Origin of the sequence: Leisingera sp. ANG-M1, assembly GCF_000813745.1 — a bacterium.
In the GTDB taxonomy this organism is placed as follows: Bacteria; Pseudomonadota; Alphaproteobacteria; order Rhodobacterales; family Rhodobacteraceae; genus Leisingera.
Genome location: NZ_JWLC01000010.1, coordinates 64522 through 88988, shown reverse-complemented (window position 1 = coordinate 88988; position 24467 = coordinate 64522). Strand labels below are relative to the sequence as shown.

22 protein-coding genes are annotated in these 24467 nt (G+C 62.0%); 9 read left to right on the top strand and 13 right to left on the bottom strand.

Translation table 11 applies throughout. The features are described 5' to 3' along the window. Window positions 1-71: 71 nt before the first annotated feature. The 4 genes from RA19_RS09205 to RA19_RS09190 all read right to left on the bottom strand — a co-directional run bounded on the left by RA19_RS09205 (window position 72) and on the right by RA19_RS09190 (window position 3101). The gene (locus RA19_RS09205; protein WP_039161860.1) at window positions 72-812 is read right to left on the bottom strand and encodes an amino acid ABC transporter ATP-binding protein; all 741 of its coding nucleotides are present in this window, start codon (window positions 810-812) and stop codon (window positions 72-74) included. Window positions 813-825: 13 nt separating this feature from the next. Then, the gene (locus tag RA19_RS09200) at window positions 826-1797 is read right to left on the bottom strand and encodes an amino acid ABC transporter permease (protein WP_039161856.1); all 972 of its coding nucleotides are present in this window, start codon (window positions 1795-1797) and stop codon (window positions 826-828) included. Between the two features lie 56 nt (window positions 1798-1853). After that, the gene (locus tag RA19_RS09195) at window positions 1854-2690 is read right to left on the bottom strand and encodes a transporter substrate-binding domain-containing protein (RefSeq protein WP_039161853.1); all 837 of its coding nucleotides are present in this window, start codon (window positions 2688-2690) and stop codon (window positions 1854-1856) included. Window positions 2691-2876: 186 nt separating this feature from the next. Continuing rightward, window positions 2877-3101 (bottom strand): DUF1127 domain-containing protein, encoded by a 225-nt coding sequence (locus RA19_RS09190; protein WP_039161850.1) that lies wholly within the window; start codon window positions 3099-3101, stop codon window positions 2877-2879. Window positions 3102-3292: 191 nt separating this feature from the next. Here RA19_RS09190 and RA19_RS09185 point away from each other — a divergent pair, with 191 nt between their 5' ends. The 5 genes from RA19_RS09185 (at window position 3293) to RA19_RS09165 (ending at window position 9163) form a co-directional block, all read left to right on the top strand. Continuing rightward, window positions 3293-4189, top strand: a complete 897-nt coding sequence (locus RA19_RS09185) for a LysR substrate-binding domain-containing protein (protein WP_039161849.1) — start codon at window positions 3293-3295, stop codon at window positions 4187-4189. Between the two features lie 384 nt (window positions 4190-4573). Further along, a complete protein-coding gene (locus RA19_RS09180) occupies window positions 4574-5251 on the top strand; it encodes a hypothetical protein (RefSeq protein WP_039161848.1) in 678 nt (225 codons plus the stop codon). Beyond that, a complete protein-coding gene (gene ltaE, locus RA19_RS09175) occupies window positions 5248-6297 on the top strand; it encodes a low-specificity L-threonine aldolase (RefSeq protein ID WP_052261725.1) in 1050 nt (349 codons plus the stop codon). The genes RA19_RS09180 and ltaE overlap by 4 nt, the downstream gene beginning before the upstream one ends. 31 nt (window positions 6298-6328) lie before the next feature. Then, a complete protein-coding gene (locus RA19_RS09170) occupies window positions 6329-7645 on the top strand; it encodes an MmgE/PrpD family protein (RefSeq protein WP_039161846.1) in 1317 nt (438 codons plus the stop codon). A 63-nt stretch (window positions 7646-7708) separates the two neighbouring features. Continuing rightward, a complete protein-coding gene (locus tag RA19_RS09165; protein ID WP_039161844.1) occupies window positions 7709-9163 on the top strand; it encodes an aldehyde dehydrogenase family protein in 1455 nt (484 codons plus the stop codon). Between the two features lie 242 nt (window positions 9164-9405). Here the strand turns inward: RA19_RS09165 and RA19_RS09160 are convergent, their stop codons facing one another. Further along, window positions 9406-9969 (bottom strand): TetR/AcrR family transcriptional regulator, encoded by a 564-nt coding sequence (locus RA19_RS09160; protein ID WP_039161839.1) that lies wholly within the window; start codon window positions 9967-9969, stop codon window positions 9406-9408. 207 nt (window positions 9970-10176) lie between these two features. Between RA19_RS09160 and RA19_RS09155 the strand changes: the two genes are divergently transcribed. Beyond that, complete coding sequence (locus RA19_RS09155; protein ID WP_039161837.1) at window positions 10177-10650, top strand: nuclear transport factor 2 family protein; 474 nt, start codon at window positions 10177-10179, stop codon at window positions 10648-10650. Between the two features lie 52 nt (window positions 10651-10702). Here the strand turns inward: RA19_RS09155 and RA19_RS09150 are convergent, their stop codons facing one another. The 4 genes from RA19_RS09150 to RA19_RS09135 form a co-directional block, all read right to left on the bottom strand. Continuing rightward, the gene (locus RA19_RS09150) at window positions 10703-11686 is read right to left on the bottom strand and encodes a GlxA family transcriptional regulator (RefSeq protein ID WP_052261724.1); all 984 of its coding nucleotides are present in this window, start codon (window positions 11684-11686) and stop codon (window positions 10703-10705) included. A gap of 22 nt (window positions 11687-11708) precedes the next feature. Beyond that, window positions 11709-14183 (bottom strand): GcvT family protein, encoded by a 2475-nt coding sequence (locus tag RA19_RS09145; protein WP_152615722.1) that lies wholly within the window; start codon window positions 14181-14183, stop codon window positions 11709-11711. Between the two features lie 11 nt (window positions 14184-14194). Beyond that, on the bottom strand, window positions 14195-15370 hold the full coding sequence (locus tag RA19_RS09140) for a mandelate racemase/muconate lactonizing enzyme family protein (RefSeq protein WP_206540270.1): 1176 nt from the start codon (window positions 15368-15370) through the stop codon (window positions 14195-14197). Window positions 15371-15511: 141 nt separating this feature from the next. After that, window positions 15512-17032 carry a trimethylamine methyltransferase family protein gene (locus tag RA19_RS09135; protein ID WP_039161834.1) on the bottom strand — a complete coding sequence of 507 codons (1521 nt, stop codon included), beginning with the start codon at window positions 17030-17032 and terminating at the stop codon, window positions 15512-15514. 95 nt (window positions 17033-17127) lie between these two features. Between RA19_RS09135 and RA19_RS09130 the strand changes: the two genes are divergently transcribed. Then, window positions 17128-18042 carry a LysR substrate-binding domain-containing protein gene (locus tag RA19_RS09130; RefSeq protein WP_039161832.1) on the top strand — a complete coding sequence of 305 codons (915 nt, stop codon included), beginning with the start codon at window positions 17128-17130 and terminating at the stop codon, window positions 18040-18042. Window position 18043: 1 nt separating this feature from the next. On the opposite strand, the gene RA19_RS09125 is transcribed toward RA19_RS09130, so the two are convergent. The 4 genes from RA19_RS09125 to RA19_RS09110 all read right to left on the bottom strand — a co-directional run bounded on the left by RA19_RS09125 (window position 18044) and on the right by RA19_RS09110 (window position 21686). Continuing rightward, window positions 18044-18904, bottom strand: coding sequence for a metal ABC transporter permease (locus tag RA19_RS09125; RefSeq protein WP_039161829.1), 861 nt, complete (start codon window positions 18902-18904; stop codon window positions 18044-18046). Next, window positions 18904-19782, bottom strand: a complete 879-nt coding sequence (locus RA19_RS09120) for a metal ABC transporter permease (RefSeq protein WP_039161826.1) — start codon at window positions 19780-19782, stop codon at window positions 18904-18906. The genes RA19_RS09125 and RA19_RS09120 overlap by 1 nt, the downstream gene beginning before the upstream one ends. After that, entirely contained in the window at window positions 19782-20684 is a 903-nt protein-coding gene (locus RA19_RS09115; RefSeq protein WP_052261723.1) for a manganese/iron ABC transporter ATP-binding protein, read from the bottom strand. The genes RA19_RS09120 and RA19_RS09115 overlap by 1 nt, the downstream gene beginning before the upstream one ends. A 99-nt stretch (window positions 20685-20783) precedes the next feature. Beyond that, entirely contained in the window at window positions 20784-21686 is a 903-nt protein-coding gene (locus RA19_RS09110) for a metal ABC transporter substrate-binding protein (protein WP_039161824.1), read from the bottom strand. 288 nt (window positions 21687-21974) lie between these two features. On the opposite strand from RA19_RS09110, the gene RA19_RS09105 reads away from it, so the two are divergent. Together RA19_RS09105 and RA19_RS25740 are read left to right on the top strand one after the other, a co-directional pair. Continuing rightward, window positions 21975-22376 (top strand): hypothetical protein, encoded by a 402-nt coding sequence (locus RA19_RS09105; RefSeq protein ID WP_152615721.1) that lies wholly within the window; start codon window positions 21975-21977, stop codon window positions 22374-22376. Window positions 22377-22403: 27 nt separating this feature from the next. After that, window positions 22404-24467, top strand: a 2064-nt coding sequence (locus RA19_RS25740) for a M10 family metallopeptidase (RefSeq protein WP_052261722.1), incomplete at its 3' end; no start/stop codon positions are given.

The window sequence follows — 24467 nt, the reverse complement described above, 5'->3', positions numbered from 1 at the left end:
AGACGGAATCGATAACCGCTGAACCTGCCGCATCGGGCTTCGGCAAGTTCAGCCGTATCCGAAGCTGCGCGTCAATGCTGCAGGATCTGGCTCAGGAAGGTCCGGGTCCGCTCGCTTTGCGGGTTCTCGAAGAACTGTACCGGGTCGTTCTCCTCGATGATCTCGCCGGCATCCATGAAGATCACCCGGTCCGCCACCGCCTTAGCAAAGCCCATCTCGTGCGTCACACAGACCATGGTCATGCCGTCCTGCGCCAGCTCCACCATGGTATCCAGCACCTCGGAAACCATCTCCGGGTCCAGCGCCGAGGTCGGCTCGTCGAACAGCATCACCTTGGGGTTCATGCACAAGCTGCGCGCAATCGCAACCCGCTGCTGCTGGCCGCCAGACAGCTGGCCGGGAAACTTGTCCGCCTGCTCGGGAATGCGGACGCGTTCGAGGTATTTCATCGCAGTCTCCCGCGCCTCCGCCTCGGCCACGCCGCGCACCCACATGGGCGCCGCCATCAGATTTTCCAGCACCGACAGATGCGGGAACAGGTTGAAGTGCTGGAACACCATGCCCACTTCCATCCGCACCTTGTCGATGTCCTTCATCTTTTCATGCAGGCGGATGCCGTCGACGGTGATCTCGCCTTCCTGATGCGACTCAAGCCAGTTCAGGGTGCGGATCAAGGTGGATTTGCCGGAGCCCGAAGGCCCGCAGATCACGATCTTGTCACCCTTGCTGACAGTGAAGTTGACATTCCGCAGTGCGTGATAGGTGCCATACCACTTGTTCACGCCGCGCATTTCGATGACCGGTTTGTTCATGACACGGGCTCCCTCAGTGGCTCTTGGTGCGGAAATGGCGCTCGATCCGGCCCTGGATCAGCTCCAGGCACATCGACAGCATCCAATAGATCAGCGCCGCAGTGATCAGCATTTCCATGTGCTGGAAGGTCTTGTTGCCCAGGGTGCGGGCCAGGAACATCAGCTCCCAAACGCCAATCACTGAGACCAGCGAGCTGTCTTTCAGCATGGCGATGAACTGGTTGCCTGTCGGCGGGATGATCAGCGGCAGCGATTGCGGCAGGATGATGCGGCGCATTGTCAGACCGAATTTGAAGCCCAGCGAGCGCGAGGCCTCCCACTGGCCCTTGGGGATCGACTGGATGCCGGCCCGGAAGATCTCAGTCATATAGGCGCCGTAGCACAGGGTCAGCGCCAGGATGCCCGCAGGCACTGCGTCGATCACATAGCCCAGCTGCGGCAAGCCCAGATAAATCAGGTAGACCTGCATCAGCAGCGGCAGGCCGCGGAAGAAGGACGTGTAGAAGCTGGCGATGGCATAAGCAAAACCGTTGGAGGACAGTTTTGCCACCGCCCCGATGATGGCCAGAACCGAGGCCAGCGCAATCGAGATCGCAGAGACATAAAGCGTGGTGAACACGCCCTGGCTGACCATGAACCAGACCTTCTTGCGGATAAACTCGAAGTCCAGGTTGAAGCCGTAGAAGAAAGCAAGGAACAAGCACAGAAGCTGCAGCCAGACAATGACGACCTGAAGGCGGAACTTCAGGAAGCCGATCACCACCACGTTCAGGGTGAACAGCAGCGCCAGCACCACGCCGATGGCAAACTGGCCGTAATACCCGGCCTCAGCCGGTTCGCCGATGACTGGGCGCATCAGTTCGCCGAACACGGTGCCGTTGAGGTTCAGCACGGTAAAAAAAACAGCCGCGGCGGCGAGCATCGCGGCAATTACTTTGGGTTTGTGGACCAGCGGATCACTGACCACGGTATCTGCGTAAAGCATGTCCTGCCTCCAAGACCAACTGGCCCGCGCTCAGAGCGGGCCAGTCGGAAATTCCTTTATTTCGTGCTGGTGTAGTCGATGCCGTACCACTTCTCGCTGAGCGCGCTCAGCGTGCCGTCGGCGCGCATGTCTTCAACGATGGTAGTGAGCTTAGCGTTCAGTTCGGCATCGCCCTTGTCGATGGCAATCGCCAGCGGCTCGTAAAATACCGGGTCGCCCACAATCTTGATCGGATAGTTGTTTTCGATGCCGTTGAGGATCGCAGGCAGCGAGCCGACCATGCCGTCCAGGCGGGTGCCGTCGCCCAGGCGCAGGTCATCCATCACCGCAGTCGAGTCCTTGTAGGAGCGCAGCTCGCCCGGCTCGATCTGGTATTCAAACGACGGCACACCAGCCGCGTCAATAGTCAGATCGTGCTGCAGATAGAGCTCGAAAACGCTGGCGGTGGTCGCGCCCATTTTCTTGCCGCTCAGGTCCGCCAGATTGGCGGCGGGGCTGTCCTTGTGCACCGCGGCGGCGGCCGGGGTGTAGTAATAGACAGCAGGAAATTCCAATACCTCGGTGCGCGCCTTGGTCGGGGTCATCGAGCCCACCGATACATCCCAGCGGCCGTTCCAGTTGCCTGCGGTGATGATATCCCAGGCCGGAGTCACGAACTCAACCTCTACGCCCAGGCGCTTGGCCAGCTCGCGGGCCACATCGACGTCGAAGCCGTCCATTTCGTTGTTGTCGTTCAGAAAGCTTTGCGGCGCCCAGTTGGCATCGGTCGCCACTTTCAGCGTATTTTCCGATGTGATCCGGTCCAGCGCCTCGCCGGCCAGGCTGGCACCCGCGGTGAAGGCGGCGGCGGTCAGGGCTGCGGCCAGGGTGAATGCGCGTCTCGTGCAGGCCATGTGAATCTCCCATGTTGAATCTGTGCCGGGAACTTGCCCGCGGCCGCGCGATATTCGCAGGGAAAAAAATTTGTTCCGGATGAATGTTTTTCTGCGCCGATCGGCGCAGCAGTCCCAAGGGCGGCCCCTCCGGCCGGGACCAGGCTAGAAACGGGCCGGCGGCGGCCCGTTTCGCCAATGCACCGCTCACCTCCGATGCGCGGCAGTCTTCAGGTCCGCGGACAGGTCGCGCGGGTTGAGACCGATATCCTTGAGCTGATCATCGCTCAGTTCTGCCAGCGCCAGCAGCGTGCGCTCATGATCGGCCAGCCGCCTCAGGGCATTCACCGGGCGCTGCCAAAGCCCGGACAGCCAAGCTGCAGCCAGGCTGGCCTCATGTACCCCCGCACTGTTCGTTCGTGTCATCTGCATGAGCGGTCTCCTCTTGCTCATTGCGCCGAAGTCGGCACCGAAAGCCGAAGCCGAAAATCCTGAGGGAATCTTCCAGCTTCAGTTTTTCGAAGCACTACACCCGAAAAACTCTGAAAAATATTAGAATTGGGGAATGACTTGATGAGATTTCAGCATTATTTAAACAGGGATTTCAGAAGGCAAGGCCCCCTATGCGACGAAGCATCCCCTCAATCACTTCCATGCTCTGCTTCGAAGCGGCGGCAAAAACCGAAGGCTTTGCACGCGCCGCTGAGGAAATGAACGTGACCCAAAGTGCGGTCAGCCGTCAGATCCAGATCCTGGAGGCTTTTGTCGGCCAGTCGCTGTTCACCCGCTCCAAGCAACGGGTCAAGCTGACTGCAGCCGGCCGCAACCTGCTGGCTGAACTGTCACCGCTCCTGGAGGAGTTGGAGCTGACCATTCTGAAAACCAAATCGCATGACAGTGCCGAGGGCAGTCTGAACATCGGCGTCTACCCGACCCTGGGCAGCCGCTGGCTGATGCCGCTGATCATGGGGCCGGAGGCGGAAAAGATCCGCCATACGCTGAACCTTGTCACCTATCTGAAGAACTCCGAGATCGACCCCAGCCTGGTGGATCTGGCCTTTGCACAGGGCGATGTATCCTGGCCGGGCTACCGTGCCGACCGGCTGATGAGCGATGTTCTGGTGGTGGCGGGTGCGCCGGACCAGTTCCCCGAACCGCTGGAGAATCCCGAGGCCCTGCTGGAGCACCGGATCCTGCAGCATTCCACCCGGCCGCTGTCCTGGCAGATCTGGTTCAAGCTGCAGGGCGTCAAGCTGCCGCGCAAAATCATCGGCCCGATGTTCAACCAGTTCGAAATGCTGATCGATGCAACGAAGAACGGCCATGGCATCGCCATTATCCCAGAGATCCTGATCCGCAAGGAACTGCAGAATGGCAGCCTGGTGCAGGTCCACCCCTTTAAGGCCGCCGACAGCGCATACTATTTGCTGACACCGGAAGCCAAAGTCGGCGTAGTCCGGGTCGAGCGAATGCGGAACTGGTTCCTGGGGCAGATGCAGGCGGCCAGCCAGCCGGGCTAAGCAGTTCCGCAACCCGCACCAAGCCCCGGGTGAGCCGTGCTGCCCCCCCAAGAAAATTCCCGCGCAATGAAATTTATTCACGGGCGTGGCTGCGGGCGTTTTCCGGGCCTTTCCCTGTTTGGCAGGTTCGCTCCGCAGAGCATCCCGCGCGCCTTCGGCCAAATCGGAAAAAGATGTTTTGTTTTATCATGTTAAAGGCGAAGCGTACCTGGACAACCCATGCCGCCCCCCTCTGCCCGGCCCCTGTCAAATCAGACCAGGCACCAGATCTTGCCGCGACTTGATGCGTTTTGGTGATCACCTGATGAAAAAATCCAGCTTCCCAAACCGCGAAATCTGAATATGGCTTGAGGAAACAACGCGCCTTTTTTGGGAGATGCCGCAATGACCTTCATGCCACAGATCCAGGACAGTGACGTCGAGCTGATCCAGAATGCCATGTCCGAAATGCCCGATTACACATCGGTTGCGGAGTTCGTGCCCGGCCCCGGCATTGCCCGGCTGGATCTGAAATTCGACATCGAAAAGCTGCAGGAAGCTCTGGAAGAGTGCCTGAAACGCGAAGCCTTCATGGGCGGAATGCAGGACCAGGGCTTTGCCGCGCTGCCGCTGACCCAGCGCCCGGGCCAGACGGAATGGACCACCAACGACCTGTCGGGCCGCTACTGGCTGCGCGCCGATGAGCGTTATGTCGAAGAACCGCGCGAGGATCTGGTGCCGGAAATCGACTTTTCCGAGTTCAACCCGAAGTTCAAGGGCACCTATTTCGAATATGTGCACGAGGAGCTGAGCAAACGCTTCCCGATCGGCCGCACCCGGATCCTGTCCAAGGGGCTGTATAACTGCAACTCCTGGCACCGCGACCCGGAACCGCGCCTGCACATCCCGCTGATCTCGAACCCCGGCTCGCTGTTCATCGTGAATCACCACGTGACCCACCTGCCCGCCGACGGTTCGGTCTATTTCACCGACACCCGCGCCTATCACACCGCCCTGAATGGCGGCGAAAAGCACCGTGTGCATATTGTTGCAGCGCTGGCTTACGATCAGGTCACCGAATGAGCCTCTATGGTTACACCGCCGCAGATGCAGCCACCAACTGCATCTGCGATCTTCGCAGCGACACGCTGACCAAACCCAGCGCCGGCATGCGCGAAGCGATGATGGCCGCGCCGCTGGGGGATGATGTCTATGGTGAAGATCCGACGGTCACCCGCCTGGAACAGGAGCTTGCGGCACGTCTGGGCAAGGACGCTGCGGTGTTCTTCCCCACCGGCACGCAAAGCAACCTGGCTGCCGTTATGGCCCATTGCGGCCGCGGCGATGAGATGATCAGCGGCGACCGCTATCACCTTTACTGCGACGAGGCGGCAGGGGCGTCGGTTCTGGCAGGTGTCTCGATGGTGCCGGTTACAACGTCTGAGGACGGCGGCCTGGATCCTGACCGGATCGCCGCTGCGATCAAGATGGACGATCCCCATTACGCCCGCAGCCGCCTCTTGAGCCTTGAAAACAGCGTCGGCGGCCGGGTTGTGCCGCTGAAGCGGATCGAGGCAGGCGTGCATGTGGCACGTGACGCCGGGCTGGCTGTGCATCTGGACGGCGCCCGTCTGTTCAATGCAATCACTGCCTTGGGCTGCGACGCCGCCACCTTTGCCGCACCTTTCGACACCATCTCCGTCTGCCTCTCCAAAGGGCTGGGCACGCCTGCAGGGTCGGTTCTGGTTGGCCCCGATGCCCTGATGGGCCAGATCCGGCGCAACCGAAAAATCCTCGGCGGCGCGATGCGGCAGTCCGGCGTGCTGGCCGCGGCCGGCCTCTATGCGCTGGAGCATCACGTGCCGGAACTGGTCAGTGATCACGCCCGGGCGGCCCGCCTGGCTGAAGCGCTGCGCGCGACCGGGATCGGCGAGGTTTCATCGCAGACCAACATGGTGTTCCTCACGCCCAAGGCCGGAGACCACGCCCGCCTCATTGGCCACATGGCACAGGCAGGTATCAAGATCGGCGGCCAGTCGCCGGCGATCCGGATGGTTCTGCACCGGGATGTGGACGACGGCGCTTTGGACTCTGCCATCGCCGCCTTCCGGTCTTTCACCTCCAGCTAACCCGGCCCTGCCTGCTACCAAGGATACCCGCATGACCGATGCCATCAGTTTCATCCTGAACACCCGCTACGAGGACCTGCCACAAGCAGCCGTGCAGGACGCCGTGCGCGCCCTGGTGGACACCCTTGGCGTCGCCATGAGCGCGGTGCAGACGGATATGTCGCGGATCATCGGCGGCCATGCGCAAACCATGTTCGGCGGCCAGGCCGCGCAGATCTGGCCGGAAGGCAAGACCGCCAGCGCCGCCGGTGCGGCGCTGGCCAACGCCACAACCATCGACTCGCTGGATGCCCATGACGGGCACAAGCTGACCAAGGGCCATGTCGGCTGCGGTGTCATTCCCGCCGCCATTGCGCTGGCCCAGGCCGAAGGTTTGAGCGACGCGGAGGAATTCCTGACCCTCGTCACCATCGGCTATGAAATCGGCACCCGCGCCGGCATCGCGCTGCACCGCAGTGTCTGCGATTACCACACCTCTGGCGCTTGGGTGGCGCTGGCAGCTGCAGCGATGGGCGCCCGCGTCCTGGGCCTGGACGCCGCCCGCACCCGCGAAGCGCTGGGAATTGCGGAATACAACGGGCCACGCAGCCAGATGATGCGCTGCATCGACGCGCCGACCATGGTCCGGGACGGTTCCGGCTGGGGCTCGATGGCCGGTGTTTCCGCCGCCTATCTTGCCCGTGACGGGTTCACCGGAGCGCCTGCAATTTCGATGGAGGCCGAAGACCTCGCAGATATCTGGGGCGACCTGGGGCAAAACTGGTACATCCAGGACCAGTACATCAAGCTCTATCCCGTCTGCCGCTGGGCCCAGCCCGCTGCCGAAGCGGTAATGGCGCTGCGCCGCGCGCATGACTTCGCCGCTGCAGACATCACCGCCATCCGGATCGAAAGCTTTCACGAAGCCAAGCGCCTGAACGCCATCCCTACCACCACCGAACAGGCCCAGTATTCTCTGCCCTTCTCGGTCGGCGCCGCGCTTGTGGCTGGCACGATCGGTGTGAGTGAAGTGATGGAACCCGGCCTCAGCAACCCGGACATTCTGCGCCTGACCCGTATGGTCGCGATCGAAGAAACCGATGCCTTTAACGAGGCCTTCCCGGCGCGCCGCTTTGCCCAGGCGCATATCTCGCTGGCCGACGGGCGCACCCTGACGTCTGACGTCACCGAAGCCCAGGGCGACCCCGAAAACCGGGTGAGCCACAGCGTGATCCGCGAAAAATTCCTGCGCCTGACGGAACCTGTCATGGGGCAGGACAAGGCTCGAACTCTCCTGGCAAGCATCGAAGCGCTGCCGGAGAGCCGGGACCTGAGCGGAATGTTCGCACAGCTCAGCTACCGAAGCTGAGCACCCGGCAACTTAGCACTGCGATCCAACGCAACCCATCCGGCAGCATCGGGGAGAAGACCTGTGCGGGACATAAAGCCCTTTTGGCAGAACTATATCGACGGCGCCTGGGCAGACGGCGGCGCTGGCCGGATCGATGTGATCAACCCAGGCACCGGCCAGAAGCTGGCAGAACATGCACTGGCGGATGCCGCAGACGTGGACCGGGCCGTACAGGCTGCGCGGCGGGTGCATCTTTCCGGAGCGCTGAGCGATCTGCGGCCGGTTGAGCGCGGACGCATGGTCAGAGCGATGGGCCGCTATCTGCTGGATCACATCGATGACATTGCCCCGGTGCTGACGCTTGAGCAGGGCAAGCCGCTGTGGGAAGCCCGGATGGAAGTCGAAGGTGCTGCACGCTATTTCGAATACTATGGCAACCAGGCAGAAACGGTCGAAGGCCGCTCAATCCCGCTGGGGGCTGGCTATTTCGACTTCACCACCCATGAGCCCTATGGCGTCTCGGCCCAGATCATCCCCTGGAACTACCCGCTGGAAATGACCGCCCGCTCACTGTCGGCGGCGCTGGCCACCGGCAACGCAGCTGTGATCAAAACTCCAGAGCTGACACCGCTGGTAAATGCTTGGTTTGCCCATGCAGCCGAAGCCGCAGGGCTACCGGCAGGTGCCGTGAACATACTGTGCGGGTTGGGGCATCAGGCCGGAGCGGCCCTGTCTTCGCACCCGCAGATCAACCAGCTGGTCTTTACCGGCTCGGTCGCCACCGGCATCGCAATTGCAACGGCGGCGGCGCAGAACGTGGTGCCCTGCGTGCTGGAACTCGGCGGAAAATCCGCCGCCATCGTGCATGAAGATGCCGACCTAGAGGCGTTTGAGAGCGACGTGCGCTGGGGGATCTATTTCAACGCAGGCCAAGTCTGCTCGGCCATGAGCCGTGTCATCGTGCATGAAAGCCGCCATGATGAATTGGTGGAGCGCATTTCGGTTCTGGCCCGGTCGCTGTCCGTCGGCCCCGGAATCGACCGAGCAGCATTTGGTCCGAACATGGGGGCTCTGGTATCGGAGTCTCAGCGCGACCGGGCGGCGCGCATGGTGGCACAGGCAACAGAAGAAGGCGCCCGCCTCGCCGCCGGCGGCCGCAAGCTCAATCTGCCGGGTGCCTTCATGGAGCCGACGCTCCTGTGCGATGTCACCCCCGGCATGTCCATCGCCCGCGAAGAAGTGTTCGGCCCGGTGCTGTCGGTTCTGAAATTCCGCACCGCCGCCGAGGCGGTCGAAATCGCCAACAGTACCCCCTTCGGTCTGGCCAGCGGCGTCTTCACCCGCGACCTTGACCGCGCCACGCAGGCAGCCCGCCAATTGCGCGCCGGACAAGTCTATGTGAACGAGTGGTACGCAGGCGGTGTTGAAACCCCGTTTGGCGGCTACGGCCAGTCCGGCTATGGACGTGAAAAGGGCCGAGAGGCGTTATTGAACTATGTTCAAACAAAAAATGTAGCAATTCGCTTGCGCAGTTAGGGGTTTCGGCCCCTGACAGTTTCAGTACAGAACAACCCTGCCGCAGCGGATCTGCATACGCGGCCAGCAAAATCTTCGTAAGAACATCGCCGCAATTTCAAATCGCCCTCTCTTGTTTAATATGAACCGGCAAAAGGCTCACAAGGTGGGGTTTGCGCCCAAAACACACCTCCGCTACCACCCTTCCTGAAAATGAAGACAGAGGTTCCGACGGCAATCCTGCCTGACGGTTCTGGTGACAGCTATCTGATTGCCAGGTCGATCAAGGCCAGCGCCGCTTGGCGCCCGTCTCCGGCCGGAGCCGGGCTGTGGTTCATCGCTGCCAGCACAATGGCGCCTTCCTTCAGGATCATAAGCTGCCGGGCCAGCGCCGCGGGTTCCTGCGCCCCGGCCTTAGCAGCCAGGCCTGCGAAATGCTCCTGCAGCAATCGCTTGTGCCCGGCCGACTGCATGTTGATCGGATCCTCGCCGGCCTGATATTCGGCGCTGGCCTTGATGAACATGCAGCCCTGGAACCCCGGCTGTTCGAACCACTCCCCTAGCGCATCGAACAACGCTTCCAGCTGTCCGCGGGGCGTATCCGCCAGCTCCTCCAGCCGCTGAAACAGCCAGCCACGGAAATCCTCGTCCCGCAGTTGCAGCACCGCCAGGATCAGCTCCTCCTTGGAGCGGAAATGCTTGTAGATTGAGGTTTTCGACACCCCGGTTTCAGCCGCCACCAAGTCCATGCCGGTGGCGTGAAAGCCGTTCCGGTAGAATAGATCCAACGATTTTCGAATCAGCTCGGCACGTTTGTTGGGCCGCATGAACGCTCCAGTGGGACAGTTTCCGTCCCAGCCAGTGAATATTATCTGCGCCGGGCGGGTCAAGATAACCCCCTTGTTTTCAGCCATTTCCCGTCTCCGACCCCAACAGCCGCGCTTCTGTCCTGCGAGTTTTCGCGCTGACACTCTTGAAATCATTTACCGATCTGTACACCTTTGCATCGAAAGTTAACAGATCGGTACACAAACATGACAGAAGCCCCCCGCCCGCCGCTGCCGCCATTCACCCGCGAAACTGCAATTGCCAAAGTCCGCGCCGCTGAGGATGGATGGAACAGCCGAAACCCCGAGGCCGTCGCACTGGCCTATACTCCGGACACCAAATGGCGGAACCGCACCGATTTTCCCCAGGGCCGCGATGCGGTGCAGGCCTTCCTGGCTGGCAAATGGGACCGTGAGCTGGAATACCGGCTGATCAAGGAGCTTTGGGCCTTTGATGGCAACCGCATTGCCGTCCGTTATGCCTACGAGTGGCACGATGCCTCCGGCCAGTGGTACCGGTCCTATGGCAATGAGAACTGGGAATTTGCCGTAGACGGCCGCATGGCGCACCGGTTTGCCTCGATCAACGATCTGAAGATCGCCGAGGCGGACCGCCTGTTCCACTGGCCGCAAGGCCCCCGCCCGGCAGACCACCCGGGCCTCAGCGACCTGGGCCTCTGACCGCTAAGGTTTGCAAAGCGCCGGGCTGACCGTCAGCCCAGCGCAGCGGCCCTCAGAACGGCCGTTCCTGATGCGGCGACTTGCCGAAATAGCGGCGGTAGACCTTGGCGAAATGGGTCTGGCTGTTGAAGCCGGACGCCAGCGCCACGTCGATGATCCGCATGTTGGTCTGCAAGAGCAGGCTGCGCGCATAGTCCAGCCGCAGCCTTGTGTAATAGACCTTGGGCGTGGTCTGCAGGTATTTCGAGAACAGCCGTTCAAGCTGGCGCACCGAAAGGCCGACCAGATCGGCGATGCCGCCCGGGGTCAAAGGCTCCTCCAGGTTGCTGCGCATCAGGCTGAGCGCAGCGGCAAGCTTTTCGTGCCGCACGCCTGCGCGGCCGTACTCGGAAATGGTCTGGTCCTGACTGCCCTTGCGGGCGGAGGAGCAGACCATCAGATCTGCAGCCCCGGTTGCCACCTCCGGGCCGCAGTGATCCGAGATCAGGTTCAGCATCATGTCGACGGTGGCGGTGCCGCCGGCGCAGGTGATCAGCTTGCTTTCCATGGTGAACAGCGAGCTTCTAACCTCCACGTCCGGATGGGCTTCGGAGAGGATTGCCCGCAGCGCCCAATGGGCCGACACCTGGCGCCCGGCCAGCAGGCCAGAGCGCGCCAGCGCCAGCACCCCGCCGCCCAGCGCACCGAGGGTCACCCCCATGCGCTGCGCCTTGCGCAGCCAGCCCAGCACCTTCAGTGAGACGCCCGGCTCGGACCCCTGGCCGCCGCAGACAAAGACCATGTCGCCACGGGTCAGATCCGGCAAGCCGCCGTCCACTGCCACGCTCAGCCCGTTAGGCGCAGTGACCGATAAGCCGTCCTCACTGACCACGCGCCAGTCATAGCGCGCGGTCCCGTCATGGCTGTTCGCAGCCTCCAGCGCTGCTACCGCGCTGGACAGGTCCAGCGGCGAGAAGGTGGGCAGCAGCAGGAAGACGCAGCGGCAGGCCGGCACGGCCTCGGCCGCTTCGGGGAGCTTCCGCATGGGTTTGGTCATGGTTTCCGCTCCCCTGCTCGGATCAGGCACGCATGTTGGCGCCGTTGGCGTCATAGATCGGCGCGCCCAGCACTTCAGCGTCATACATCTCGCCCAGGATCTCGACCTGCAGCTTGGTGCCCGCACCGGTGTGCTCCGCCGAAACATAGCCCATCGCCATCGAGGTCTGCGCGTGATGCGCATAACCGCCGGAGGAGATGTAGCCCACTGCCTCGCCATCCTTCAGGATCGCCTCGTCGTTGGAGACATCGATGCCGTCCACGTCGATGGTCATGGTGACCAGCTTGCGGCTCGGACCGGCTTCCTTGGCAGCAAGTGCGGCCTCCTTGCCAACAAAATCCTTCTTCCAATTGATGAAGACATCCATGCCGCTTTCCACCGCGTCAAAGTCAGGACGGAAATCCAGGGTCCACACACCCCAGCCCTTCTCCAGGCGCATCGACATCAGCGCCCGCGCGCCATACCAACGGTAGCCCAGATCACCCCCGGCATCTTCGATCGCTTCCGCCAGGCGCAGCAGGTACTGCGGCTTGCAGTAGATCTCATAGCCCAGCTCGCCCGAGAAGCTGATCCGGTTCAGGATCACCGGCACGCCGCCAACAAAGGTCTGGCGCAGGTCGCGGAACTTGAACGCCTCGCCCGAGACATCCTCGCGGGTGATCCGCTGCAGCAGCTCCCGCGATTTCGGACCCGAAAGCGCAATACCATGCCAATCGTCCGAGACGTTCTGGTAGGCCACGTCTGCGGGCAGGTCCTTTTCAAACCAGCGGCGGTGCGCCTCCTGCATGGTGCCGGAGCCGAACAGCATGAAATGATCCTCAGCCAGGCAGGCCACGGTCAGATCGCCATAGAGCTTGCCCTTGGGCGTCAGCATCGGTGTCAGGGTCAGGCGGCCGGGTTTGGGCACATAGCCCGCCAGCACCCGGTCCAGATAGGCCCGTGCGCCTGCGCCCTTGAACTCATGCTTGGCAAAGTTGGCAACTTCAATGCCGCCCACGGCCTCGCGCACGGCTTTGACCTCGCGCGCCACATAGTCGTGCGAGCGGTTGCGCTGGAAAGTAGGCTCTTCATGCGCATCCTCCGGCCCATCGGCAAACCACAGCGCGTTCTCCAGGCCAAAGCCCTGCCCCATCCGCGCGCCCTTGGCGACCAGCCGGTCATAAAGCGCGGTGGTTTTCTGCATCCGGCCCTTCGGCAGCGTCTCGTTCGGGAAGGTCATCACAAAGCGGCGCTCGTAATTCTCGGTCGACTTCACGGTGCCCCAGTCGGGGGTCGCAAAGTCGCCGAACCGCGCCACATCCATCGCCCAGACGTCGATCGAAGGCTCACCGTCGATCATCCACTCGGCCATGGTCAGGCCGACACCGCCGCCCTGGCAGAAGCCCGCCATCACGCCCACAGCGCACCAGTAGTTCTTCATGCCCGGAACCGGGCCGATCATCGGGTTGCCATCGGGACCGAAGGTGAACGGCCCGTTGATCATATCCTTGATGCCCGCCTCGCCGATCGCCGGGATACGTTCAAACGACATTTCCAGACGGTCGGCAATCCGGTCCAAATCAGGCTGCAGAAGCTCGTGGCCAAAGTCCCAGGGGGTGCCGTCCACTTTCCAGGGTGTACCTTTCGGCTCATAGGTACCCAGCAGCATGCCCTGACGTTCCTGCCGGAAGTAGATGTTCGCCTCATAGTCGATACCGGCCGGCAGGCGGGTCGGGTGGTTGGCCACCGCGTCGATCTTGTCGGTGATCAGATAGTGGTGCTCCATCGGCTGCACCGGCAGGTTGATGCCCTGCATATGGCCAACCTCACGTGCCCACAGGCCGCCGCAGTTCACGATATGCTCGGCATTGATGACGCCCCGCGGGGTCACCACATCCCAGCTGCCATCCGGGCGCTGGGTGGTACCGGTCACCGGAGTATGGGTGAAATACTGCGCGCCATGCACCCGGGCGGATTTCGCGAATGCATAGGTCGCGCCCGATGGGTCCAGATCGCCGTCCTGATCATCCCACAGCGCCGCGTGGTAATGTTTCGGGTCAATCAGCGGATGGCGCTCGGCCACCTCCTTGGGGCTGATGAATTCTTGGTTCAGGCCCATGTAGCGCGCCTTGGAGCGTTCCCGCTTCAGGTAATCGTACCAGGTCTTGTTCGAGGCCAAGTAGAAACCGCCGGTGATGTGCAGGCCAACGCTGTGGCCGGATGTTTCCTCGATCTCCTTGTACAGATCGATGGTATAGCTCTGCAGGCGCGAGATGTTGGGATCGGACGAAATCGTATGGATCTGCCCCGCAGCGTGCCAGGAGGAGCCGGAGGTCAGCTCGTCACGCTCCAGCAGCACCACGTCCTTCCAGCCGAATTTGGCCAGGTGGAACAGGATCGAGCAGCCAACAACGCCGCCGCCGATGATCACCGCCTTGGCGTGGCTCGGCAGCTTCTTGTCGCCTGTGCTCTCCTCCTTGTGGATGTTGAGCGTCGATTGGGCAAAATTGTCTGACATGGGTTTTGTCCTCAGTTCAGGGGCAAACGGCGGAAACGGCCGGGTTTTGCAGGGTCATAAAAGTGGTCGAGCGGTCCGTTCTCGACCAGATGGCTGTGCCAGTGCTGCAGGGCGCCGCGGTCCAGGGTCACCCCCAGGCCCGGCCCTTCGGGCACGGCAATCACGTTGTTTTTCTGGCGGAACGGGCCGCCTTCGATCACATCGCCGATCTGCCAGCGGAACAGCGACTGGCTTGGCTCGGTGATCCAGGGCATCGCAGCCGACATATGCAGATAGCCCGCTGTGGCAATGCCCGCATCGCCCGAGTAGCACCAGAAGCCGACGCCCATCGCCTCGCAGGCGCCGATGAAGCGCACAGCCCGGGCAATCCCGCCCAGCACCGCGAAATTGGTGACGATGTAGTCAGGCGCACCCAGCGCCACCGCGCGGCGGATGTCCGGCACATGGGTTGAAATCGGAATGGTGAAGTGGCGGCGCAGCTCCGCCATTTCCTCAAACGTCGCAACCGGGTCTTCGTAGTTGCGGATGTTATAAGGCTCGATCTCGCGGAACAGGCGCATCGCGGTGGGCAGCGAGTACTGCATATTGCTGTCCAGCCGCAGCATCGCCTTGCGCCCCAGGGTCTCGCGCAGCGCCTTGACCGTATCGATCTCCAGCTCAGGATCGCCCAGGATCAGCTTGCCCTCGAACATGGTCGATCCATGCTCTTCCTGCATCCTCAGACAGTAGTCGGCCACCGCTTGCGGCTCCATCTCGCCGCCATCGCGGTAGCCGAAATATTCGGTGAACGGGATCTCCTTGCGCACGGCCCCGCCCAAAAGCCGGTAGAGCGGCTCATCAGCCACCTTGCCGCGCAGATCCCACAGGGCGATTTCGATTGCACCGAAGGCCTTCACGACCGAGCTGTCGTCGGTGTTCTGCACGATCTGCCAGGGCGGCACGCACAGGGCTTCACAGCCTGCGATATCCAGCGCGTCGGCCCCGATCAGCCGCTCGCCCATCGCGTGGATGCTGTCCACCACATCGACAGACGGCGCCTCGCCCAGGCCTAGCAGACCCTGGTCGGTTTCCACCTCAATGATGGTTTTTGAAGTGCCGGGATAATGTCCGCCAGTCCACCACATTGGCTTTTCCAACGGGATGTTGACGGGGGTTGCCCGCAGCCCGGTGATACGCAGCCTGGTCATACGCGCGGCCTCCACCGCCCGGAAAGGCCGTCAAAATCGCCTTGCCGGTGCACAGGGGGTGTACAGGGGGTGCACAGGGGGTGCCGGGGCAACTGTCTGTCCCCTGCATCACCTGTGCATATGCGTGAAGAAATGGTTGCCTCAGTACCACGCATCCGGGATCTCTTCCTTGCGGCGGGCGACGTAGGCGGCCAGCTCTTCCTTCACCGCGTCATCCATCGGCGGCGCTTCATACTGGTTCAGCATCTCGTTCCAGCGTTCATAGGCGCGGCGGCGCATGTCCTTGGAACCGCCGTCTTCCCAGCTTTCGACGTTCTCACTGTCGCTGAGTTTCGGCTCATAGAACGCAGTCTGATAGTTGCGCATGGTGTGGGCTGAGCCCAGGAAGTGCCCGCCCGGCTCCACCTCGCCATAGGCATCGCGGGCAAAGGCCTCGTCGCTGGTGTCCAGGCCCTGGCTCAGCACTTTCTGGTAGGAGCCCAGACGGTCCGCATCCATGATCAGCTTCTCGAACCCGGTGCACAGGCCGCCTTCCATCCAGCCAGCCGCGTGCAGCACAAAGTTGGCGCCGGCCAGCATTGTGGAATGCATCGAGTCAGCGCTTTCATAGGCCGCCTGCGCATCCTCGATCTTGGAGGCAGTCAGCGAGCCACCGCAGCGCAGCGGCAGGCCTGCACGGCGGGCCAGCTGGCCAATTGCATAGTTCGACACCACCGGCTCGGGCATGCCAAAGGTCGGCGCGCCGGACTTCAGCGACATGGAACTGAGGAAGTTTCCCAGCACAAACGGCGCGCCCGGGCGCACCAGCTGGCTGAAGGCGCAGACCATCATCGCTTCGGCCATCGCCTGCGCCACGGATGCAGCAGTGGAAACCGGCCCCATCGCACCAGTCAGGATGAAGGGCACAACGACGATCCCCTGCCCGCGTGCGGAATAGACCCGGATCGCCTCGGTCACCACCTTGTCGACCAGCAGCGGCGAGTTGGTGTTCACATTGCCCATGATCACGCAGTTCTCATCCATGACATCCTTGCCAAAGACGATCTCGGCCATGTCGACACTGTTCTGCGCGCGGGACATTTCGGTGATGGCGCCCAGATGCGGTTTGTCGCTCAGCGTCATATGGGCATAAAGCATGTCGAAATGGCGCTTGCTCACCGGCACGTCGCAGGGTTCGCAGATCACAAAGCCGCCGTGATGCAGGTTCGGATGCATATAGGTGAGCTTCACCAGTTTCTCGAAACTCTCCATGTCGCCATAGCGGCGGCCGCCTTCCAGATCACGTACAAACGGCGCACCGTAGATCGGTGCAAACACCTGGTTGTTGCCGCCAATGGTGACCGAGCGCGCGCGGTTGCGGGCCAGCTGGGTGAACTCCCGCGGCGCCTTGGCGCAAAGCGACCGGATCCACTGGGCATCTGCCCGCACGGTATCCTCTTCGATCCGCGCGCCGGCCTCTTTCCAGATCCTGAGCGCTTCGGGATCGTCGCGGAAGGCAATGCCGACCTCTTCGAAGATCCAGTCGACCTGGGCTTCGATCTTGACCAGCTTCTCCTCGTCCAGCACGTCAAAGAACGGCAGTGTCCGCTGGATCCAGGGGGATGCGGGGGCACCGGCGGGGGCAGTGGTTCTGTCGCGCGAGGCGCGGGCGCGTCGGGCCATGGGGCTCTCCAAAATCTCAAGTGATGAATCAAACTATCTCTGCCGTCCCAATTTGTGACGGTTGAAAAATCTGATCGTTTGGATAATTGAGAATTATGCAAGAACTGTGGAAACTCCTCACCAGCCCCCGCCACCTGATCGTCTTCGAAGCCGCCGCCCGGCACGGCTCCTTTACCCGTGCGTCGGAAGAACTGAACGTGCAGCAGCCTGCCGTCAGTGCGGCAATCAAGCAGATGGAAGCGTCATTGGGCGTGGTTCTGTTCCGCCGCAGCCACCGCAAGGTGGAGCTGACCGGTGCGGGTATGCGGCTTTACACTGACGTTTCAAAGGCTCTGGAAGACGTGCTGGCGTCCGCCAAGGCGGTGCGGCAATTCGGGCGGAATGACCATGTCACGCTCAACTGCTCCTCGGCTTTTGCATACTACTGGGTGATGCCAAAGCTGACCCGGCTGCACGAGGCGCATCCCGGTATCGACCTGCGGCTGCAGAGCTCGGACCGGGAACCGGACATTAATACCGAAGGCATCTCGCTGGCGGTACGGCGGGGGGATGGCAATTGGCCGGACTGCCACTCGGCTCTGATTGCGCCCGAGGTGATCTATCCGGTGGCGAGTCCGCGGGTGATGGCCTCGGCCGTCAATCTGGCCACCGTGCCGAACCTGCTGCACGAGCGGTTGATCCATCTGGAGGAGCCGATCCGCGAACGCCCCAGCTGGAAACAGTGGTTTGCACACTTTGGGGTGACAGGCGGACCGCCGGCCGCGGGCATGCGGCTCAACGACTATGCCCTGGTGCTGCAGGCGGCCATTGCCGGCGAGGGCTTTGCCTTTGGCTGGCAGCATGTGACTGAGCCGCTGATCAAACAGGGGCTTCTGGCGGCGCGCAAGGAATGGTCCTGGACCACCGGGGCAGGCTTCTACCTGGTGTGGTCCAAGAGCCAGGATCTGGTGCCCAACGCGGAACTTGTGCGGCAATGGCTTTTGGAGATGGTTGCTTCGAGAACCGCGTGATTCACGCGATCCCAGAGGGGTCCTTGGTCCGGTGCATCGACGTTCGATGGGTCAGATACAGCCTGCGCACAAAAGCCAGAATGAACAGCACAGTCAGGATCAGCACGATGGTCGGCGCCGGAGCACTGTCAAGGAAGAAGCTCGCATAGGTGCCCGCCAGCATCGAGAACATGCAGATCAGGACCGAGACCCACAGCATGGTGCTGAACTTGCGCACCACCAGGAAGGCCACAGCGCCCGGTGCGATCAGCAGCCCGATCGCCAGGATCAGCCCCGCCGCCTTGAGTGTTGCCACGATGGTCAGCGACAGCGCTGCCAGCAGTCCGTAATGCAGCACCGTCACCGGCAGGCCCGAGGCTTGCGCCTGCGCCGGGTCAAAGCTGTGCAGCAGCAGGTCTTTCCACTTCAGCACCAGCGCCGCGCCAACCACCAGCGAGATGATGCCCGCGGTCCACAGCTCGTCCGGCTCCACCCCCAGCATGTTGCCGAACAGGATGTGGTCCAGATGCGCGTTTGTCTCAAGGCCAACATAAAGCACGATGCCCAACCCGAACATGCCCGAGAACACCACCCCCATCACTGTGTCCTGCTTGACCCGGCTGTTGCCGGCCAGGAAGCCGGTGGCCACCGCGCAGAGCATGCCGGCCGCAAAGGCGCCGATCAGCAGCGGGAAGCCCAGCACATAGGCCAGCACGATGCCCGGCAGCACCGCATGGCTGACGGCATCGCCCATCAGAGCCCAGCCCTTCATCACCAGGAAGCAAGAGAGCAGTGCTGTGGGCACCGAGACGATCAGCGAGATCAGAAACGCGTTCTGCATGAACGCAAATTGGAACGGCATCAGCAGTGTATCGAGGTCCATCACGCAGCCCCTTCTTGTGCAACGGGGCCGCGTTTCAGCGCCTCGCGCGCCTTGCGCTTGGCGGCCAGCAACCCGTGTTTCGGCGCAAAGATGAAGACGCCCAGGAAGATCAGCGTTTGCAGCGTCACGATGATGCCGCCGGTGGCACCGTCCAGGAAGTAGCTGGCATAGGCGCCGAAGAAACTTGTTGCAGCGCCGATCAGCACCGACACCATGATCAACCGGGGGAAGCGGTCGCATAGCAGATAGGCTGTGGCTCCGGGGGTGACCACCATGGCAATCACCAGAAACGCACCCACAGTCTGCATTGCCGCCACGACAGAGGCCGACAGCAGCACAAAGAACACCGCCTTCAACAGCCCGGGCTGCAGGCCGATTGTGCGGGCGTGGTTTTCGTCAAAGAAGGTGACCATCAGGTCTTTCCATTTCGCCAGCAGCACTGCCAGCGAGACAAAGCCGATGATCGCCAGCTGCAGCGTGTCTTCGGGCGTGATCGCCAGGATGTTGCCCATGGTGATGGTTTGCACCGAGACCGACATCGGGCTGATCGAGACGATGAACAGGCCAAGCCCGAAGAAAGAGGTGAAGATCAGGCCGATGATCACGTCCACCTTGAGGCCGGAGCGTTCCGATAAGAAGAGCATCGCCCCGGCCGCCAGCCCCCCGGCAATGAAGGCGCCCAGCGCGAAAGGCAGACCCAGAATGTAGGCACCGGCCACGCCCGGCACCACCGAGTGCGAGAGCGCGTCGCCGATCAGCGACCAGCCCTTGAGCATCAGATAGGCCGACAGAAAGGCGCAGACGCCGCCGACCAGGGCCGAAACCCACATCGCATTGGTCATATAGCCGTAGGAGAACGGCTCCAGCAGGTATTCCATCACGGCTTGCCGCCCTCGCTGGTCTGGGTCTTTTCGCCGTATTGGACAAAGGGGCGTTCGTCGTCGGTCAGGATGGTGACCTCACGGGTATCGCCATCGTCATGCAGCGCATCGCCGCCCAGGGTGAAATGGCGCAGCACGCCGCCAAAAGCGTGTTCCAGATTGGTCCGGGTAAAGGTGGTCTCGGTCGGCCCGAAGCCCAGAACGGTACCTTTGACCAGCACGGTCCGGTCGCAGAACTCGGGCACGCTGCCCAGATTGTGGGTCGAGACCAGCATCACCCGGCCCTCGGCGCGCAATTCCCGCAGCAGGGCGATGATCTGCTCCTCGGTCTTCACATCGACGCCGGTGAACGGCTCGTCCAGCAGGATCACCTGCCCGTTCTGGGCCAGAGCGCGGGCCAGGAACACCCGCTTGCGCTGACCGCCGGACAGCTCGCCGATCTGACGGTGGCGGAAGTCCTGCATATTGACCCGGCGCAGCGCCTGGTCGACGGCTTCATGGTCGGCAGCTTTGGGGCGGCGCAGGAAACCCATATGGCCATAGCGGCCCATCATCACCACGTCCTCGACCAGCACGGGGAAGGCCCAGTCGACCTCCTCGGACTGCGGCACATAGGCGACCAGATTCTTGCGCAGCGCCTGTTTGACGGACATGCCGAGGATGCTGATTTCGCCCTGCGCAGCCGGGACAAAGCCCATGATTGCCTTGAAGAGAGTCGACTTGCCTGCGCCGTTCACCCCGACCAGCGCGGTCACCGTGCCGCGGGGAATTGCAAAACTGGCGTTCCACAGCGCCGTGTGGCCGTTGCGGTAGGTCACCGTGACATTTTCGGCGGCGATACCGCCCTCGGCGGTCATGGCGCTGGTGTTCATAATGTGGGTCTCGCTGGCATCAAGCATGAGGCTGTCCTGCAGAGTTACACACAGAAATTGTGCTTTGTGAAATGAAACGCCCCGCAACTTGCGCTGCGGGGCAAAAGGATATGAGAACCTAAGGGCTTAATTAGTCACCGAGGTCAGGCCGCGGGCCACGGCCTGCGAGGTGACCCTAAGCAGATCCAGGTAGGTCGGCACCGGGCCGTCCGCTTCGCTGAGCGAGTCGACATAGAGCTCGCCGCCATAGGCCACGCCGGTTTCACGAGCGACCTGCTCGGCCGGGGCGGTGTTGACGGTGCTTTCGCAGAACACCACCGGGATGTTATTGGCACGCACACCATCAATCACGCCGCGCACCTGCTGCGGAGTCCCGACCTGGTCGGCGTTCATCGGCCACAGATACAGTTCCTTCATCGCGAAATCGCGGGCCAGGTAGCTAAAGGCGCCTTCGCAGGTTACCAGCCAGCGCTTGTCTTCAGGGATCTCGGCAATCGCCTGGCGCAGCGGCTCGATGGTGGCGCGCAGCTTGTCCTTATATTCACCTGCATTCTTGACGTAGATCGCAGCGTTTTCCGGATCGTGCTCGGCAAAGGCCTCGACGATGTTATCAATGTAGATCAGCGCGTTATCCAGGCCCATCCAAGCGTGCGGGTTGGGTTTGCCTTCATAGGAGCCCTCGGCAATCGGGATCGGGCTGATACCATCGGTCAGCGTCACCGACGGCACACCATCCAGGTTGGTCAGGAACTGCTCGAACCACAGCTCCAGATTCATGCCGTTCCACAGGATCAGGTCGGCATCCGAAGCCCGCACGATGTCGCGCGGGGTCGGCTCGTAGCCGTGAATTTCGGCGCCCGGCTTGGTGACCGAAACCACCTCGGCCGCGTCCCCCGCCACATTGGCCGCCATATCGGCGATCACGGTGAAGGTGGTGACAACTTTCATCTTGTCCTCGGCCATTGCGGCGCTGGCAGCAACGGCTGCAAAGGCGGCTGCAGAGACCGTCTTGAGCAGGTTGGGGAACATCCGATTCTCCATATCAAACTGTTGTTGATGCATCGTTATTGCAAATCATTCTCAACTGTCAATGAAATTGAGAATGATTTGCAAAAGCTCTCATTGACGCAGGCCGCCCATACCTCCGGACTGCCAATCCTTATCAATTGGTTAACGAGGGTTAACGCCGTCTAAATGTTGCCCGCTTCTTAACCGCCATTTCGCCTGATTCCGCATCTAGACCTGAGTCTGTGCAGCCAGAACGGCGCAGGACTGAACCTGATCCTTTTCACCGTCTGAGCGAGCACCCCCTCTATGATGCCACCTGGAAAACTCTCCAGCTGTTCCGCAGCAATCTGGCTGCTGGTCAGCGGCTCCGCTGTCCTTGCCAGCCCGGAGCAGACCATTCAGCTGCAGTGCGGCGCCCCCCTGCAACAGCCCCTGTGCGCGGCGCTGGCCGGTGAATTGAACAGCCGCTTCCCGGGCAGTGAAGTTACCAGTGCCGATGAGCCCGCAAGCTCCCCTGGCCTGACCCTGCGCTATGTCGGGCAGAACCAGTCCCCCGACTGGATCTCCGGCTATCTGGCCTGGCAGCACCGGGATGGCCGCAACGGCCAGGGCCCGGTGATCGAACATTCGGTCATGGACGGGAAATTGACCCCGGACAGCCTCGCGGACTTCGCCGTTCAACTGGTTCGGCACACTGAATTTCCCTTGTAAATTAACGATCTAGGATGGAACACCCCCATGTGTGAATATTGCGGCCAAGCCCAGCACAGAATACCTGAAATCACCGACGGCAGCGGATCAGGATCCAGCGGCGGCGGTGATTCCGCCGGCAAGCCAACCTATACCGTCGACCAGATCGCCCAATACCTCTACCAGGGCTACTGGGAGGACACTGGCCGGACCCAGCGCTCCTTCGATGTCCAGGCCGGCGGCGAGCTGACCGTCAACCTCAGCGGCTTGAACGCAACCGGCAAGGATGCGGCCCGCAAAGCCTTGGAAAGCTGGACCGCGCTGAGCGGGATCACCTTTACCGAAACCACTGGCAGCGCCAAAATCACCTTTGATGACAATCAATCCGGCGCCTGGGCCAGCTCCTCGGTCAGCAATGGCACCATCCTGAGCTCGCACATCAATGTGAACACCAACTGGTCCAGCAGCAACAGCAACTACTATTACCAGACATTCGTGCACGAGATCGGCCATGCTCTGGGCCTGGGCCATACCGGCAACTACAATGGCAGCGCCAGCTATGGTGCGGATGCAGAATTTGCCAACGACAGCTGGCAAATGTCGGTGATGTCCTATTTCCACCAAAGCGAAAACACCGCCGTTGATGCAAGTTTCGCATATCTCGCGACCGCGCAGCTGGCCGACATCGCGGCGATTCACCACCTCTATGGCACCCCCGCGAACGTGGAAACCGGCAACACCACCTACGGCGACAACGAAACCACCGGCCGCTTTGGCATGGACCTGTCGGGCACCTGGGCCGCGTCACTGGTCGATAGCGGCGGCACCGACACCATTGACCTCGGTTCGCGCAGCTCTGACCAGATGCTGAACCTGAATGCAGAGACCTTTTCCAACCTCAACGGCCTGACCGGCAACTTCTCCATCGCCCGCGGCACCGTGATCGAGAATGCCGTGACCGGTTCCGGCAATGACCACCTGATCGGCAACTCCGCCAACAACCGGCTGGAAAGCGGCAGCGGCAATGACATCATCGATGCGCGTGAAGGCAACGACATTCTGATCGGCGGTGCCGGCGCGGACACTCTCAGCGGCGGCACCGGTGCCGACCGGTTTGTCTACACCGCGCTGAGCGAGGCCGGTGATACCATCACGGATTTTGATCTCGCAGCCGGCGACCGGGTCGACATCACTGCCGCGCTTGAGGCAATCGGATATTCCGGCAGCGATGCTGCCGGCGATGGCATCGTCTCGCTGCAGGCAGGCAGCGGCGGCTCGTGGCTGGTGGTATCCCACAATGGCTCGGACACCCAGCTGGCGTTCCTGGCAGGTGTCGCCGCCAATGCGGATCTGGCGGAAATCATCGACAGCGGCGACACCCCGCCGCCGCCGCCGCCGCCCTCGCCCGACAATACCTATGTCTTCACCGACAGCTTTGTGCCGGGCTGGACCAACGTGCTTGGCACTGTCACGGACACAAACGGCGGCGTTGATACGCTGGACCTGAGCCAGGTCACCCTGAGAGCCACAATTACCTTGGAAAGCGGTGTGTCCGGCAAAATCGGCTCCAAGACGCTGACCGTCAGCGAAGGTTCGGTGATCGAAAACATCATTCTCGGTGCCGCGGCAGACAAAGGCTATGGCAACGGCGAAGACAACCAGATCGAAGGGCGCAACGGCAATGACCAGTTGTATGGTTACGATGGCGATGACACGCTGACCGGCGGCCGCGGCAATGACCGTCTGTACGGCGGCCTGGGCGATGACAGCCTGGATGGCGGCGACGGCAGCGACAAACTCTACGGCGGCGACGGCAATGACGTGATCCTGGGCGGCGACGGTAAAAACCAGCTGACCGGCGGGACCGGCAATGACACGATCACCGCAGGGGCCGATGCTGACAAGATCCTCGGCGGCGGCGGCGACGACAGCATCACAGCCGGCGACGGCAGGAACAAAGTGGACGGCGGTGACGGAAACGATGCGATCACCACGGGCCTTGACGGAGACCAGTTGTTTGGCCGCGACGGAAACGACACCCTGAACGCCGGCGACGGTGACAACAAGCTGGACGGCGGCACTGGTAACGACGCGATGACCAGCGGCAGCGGC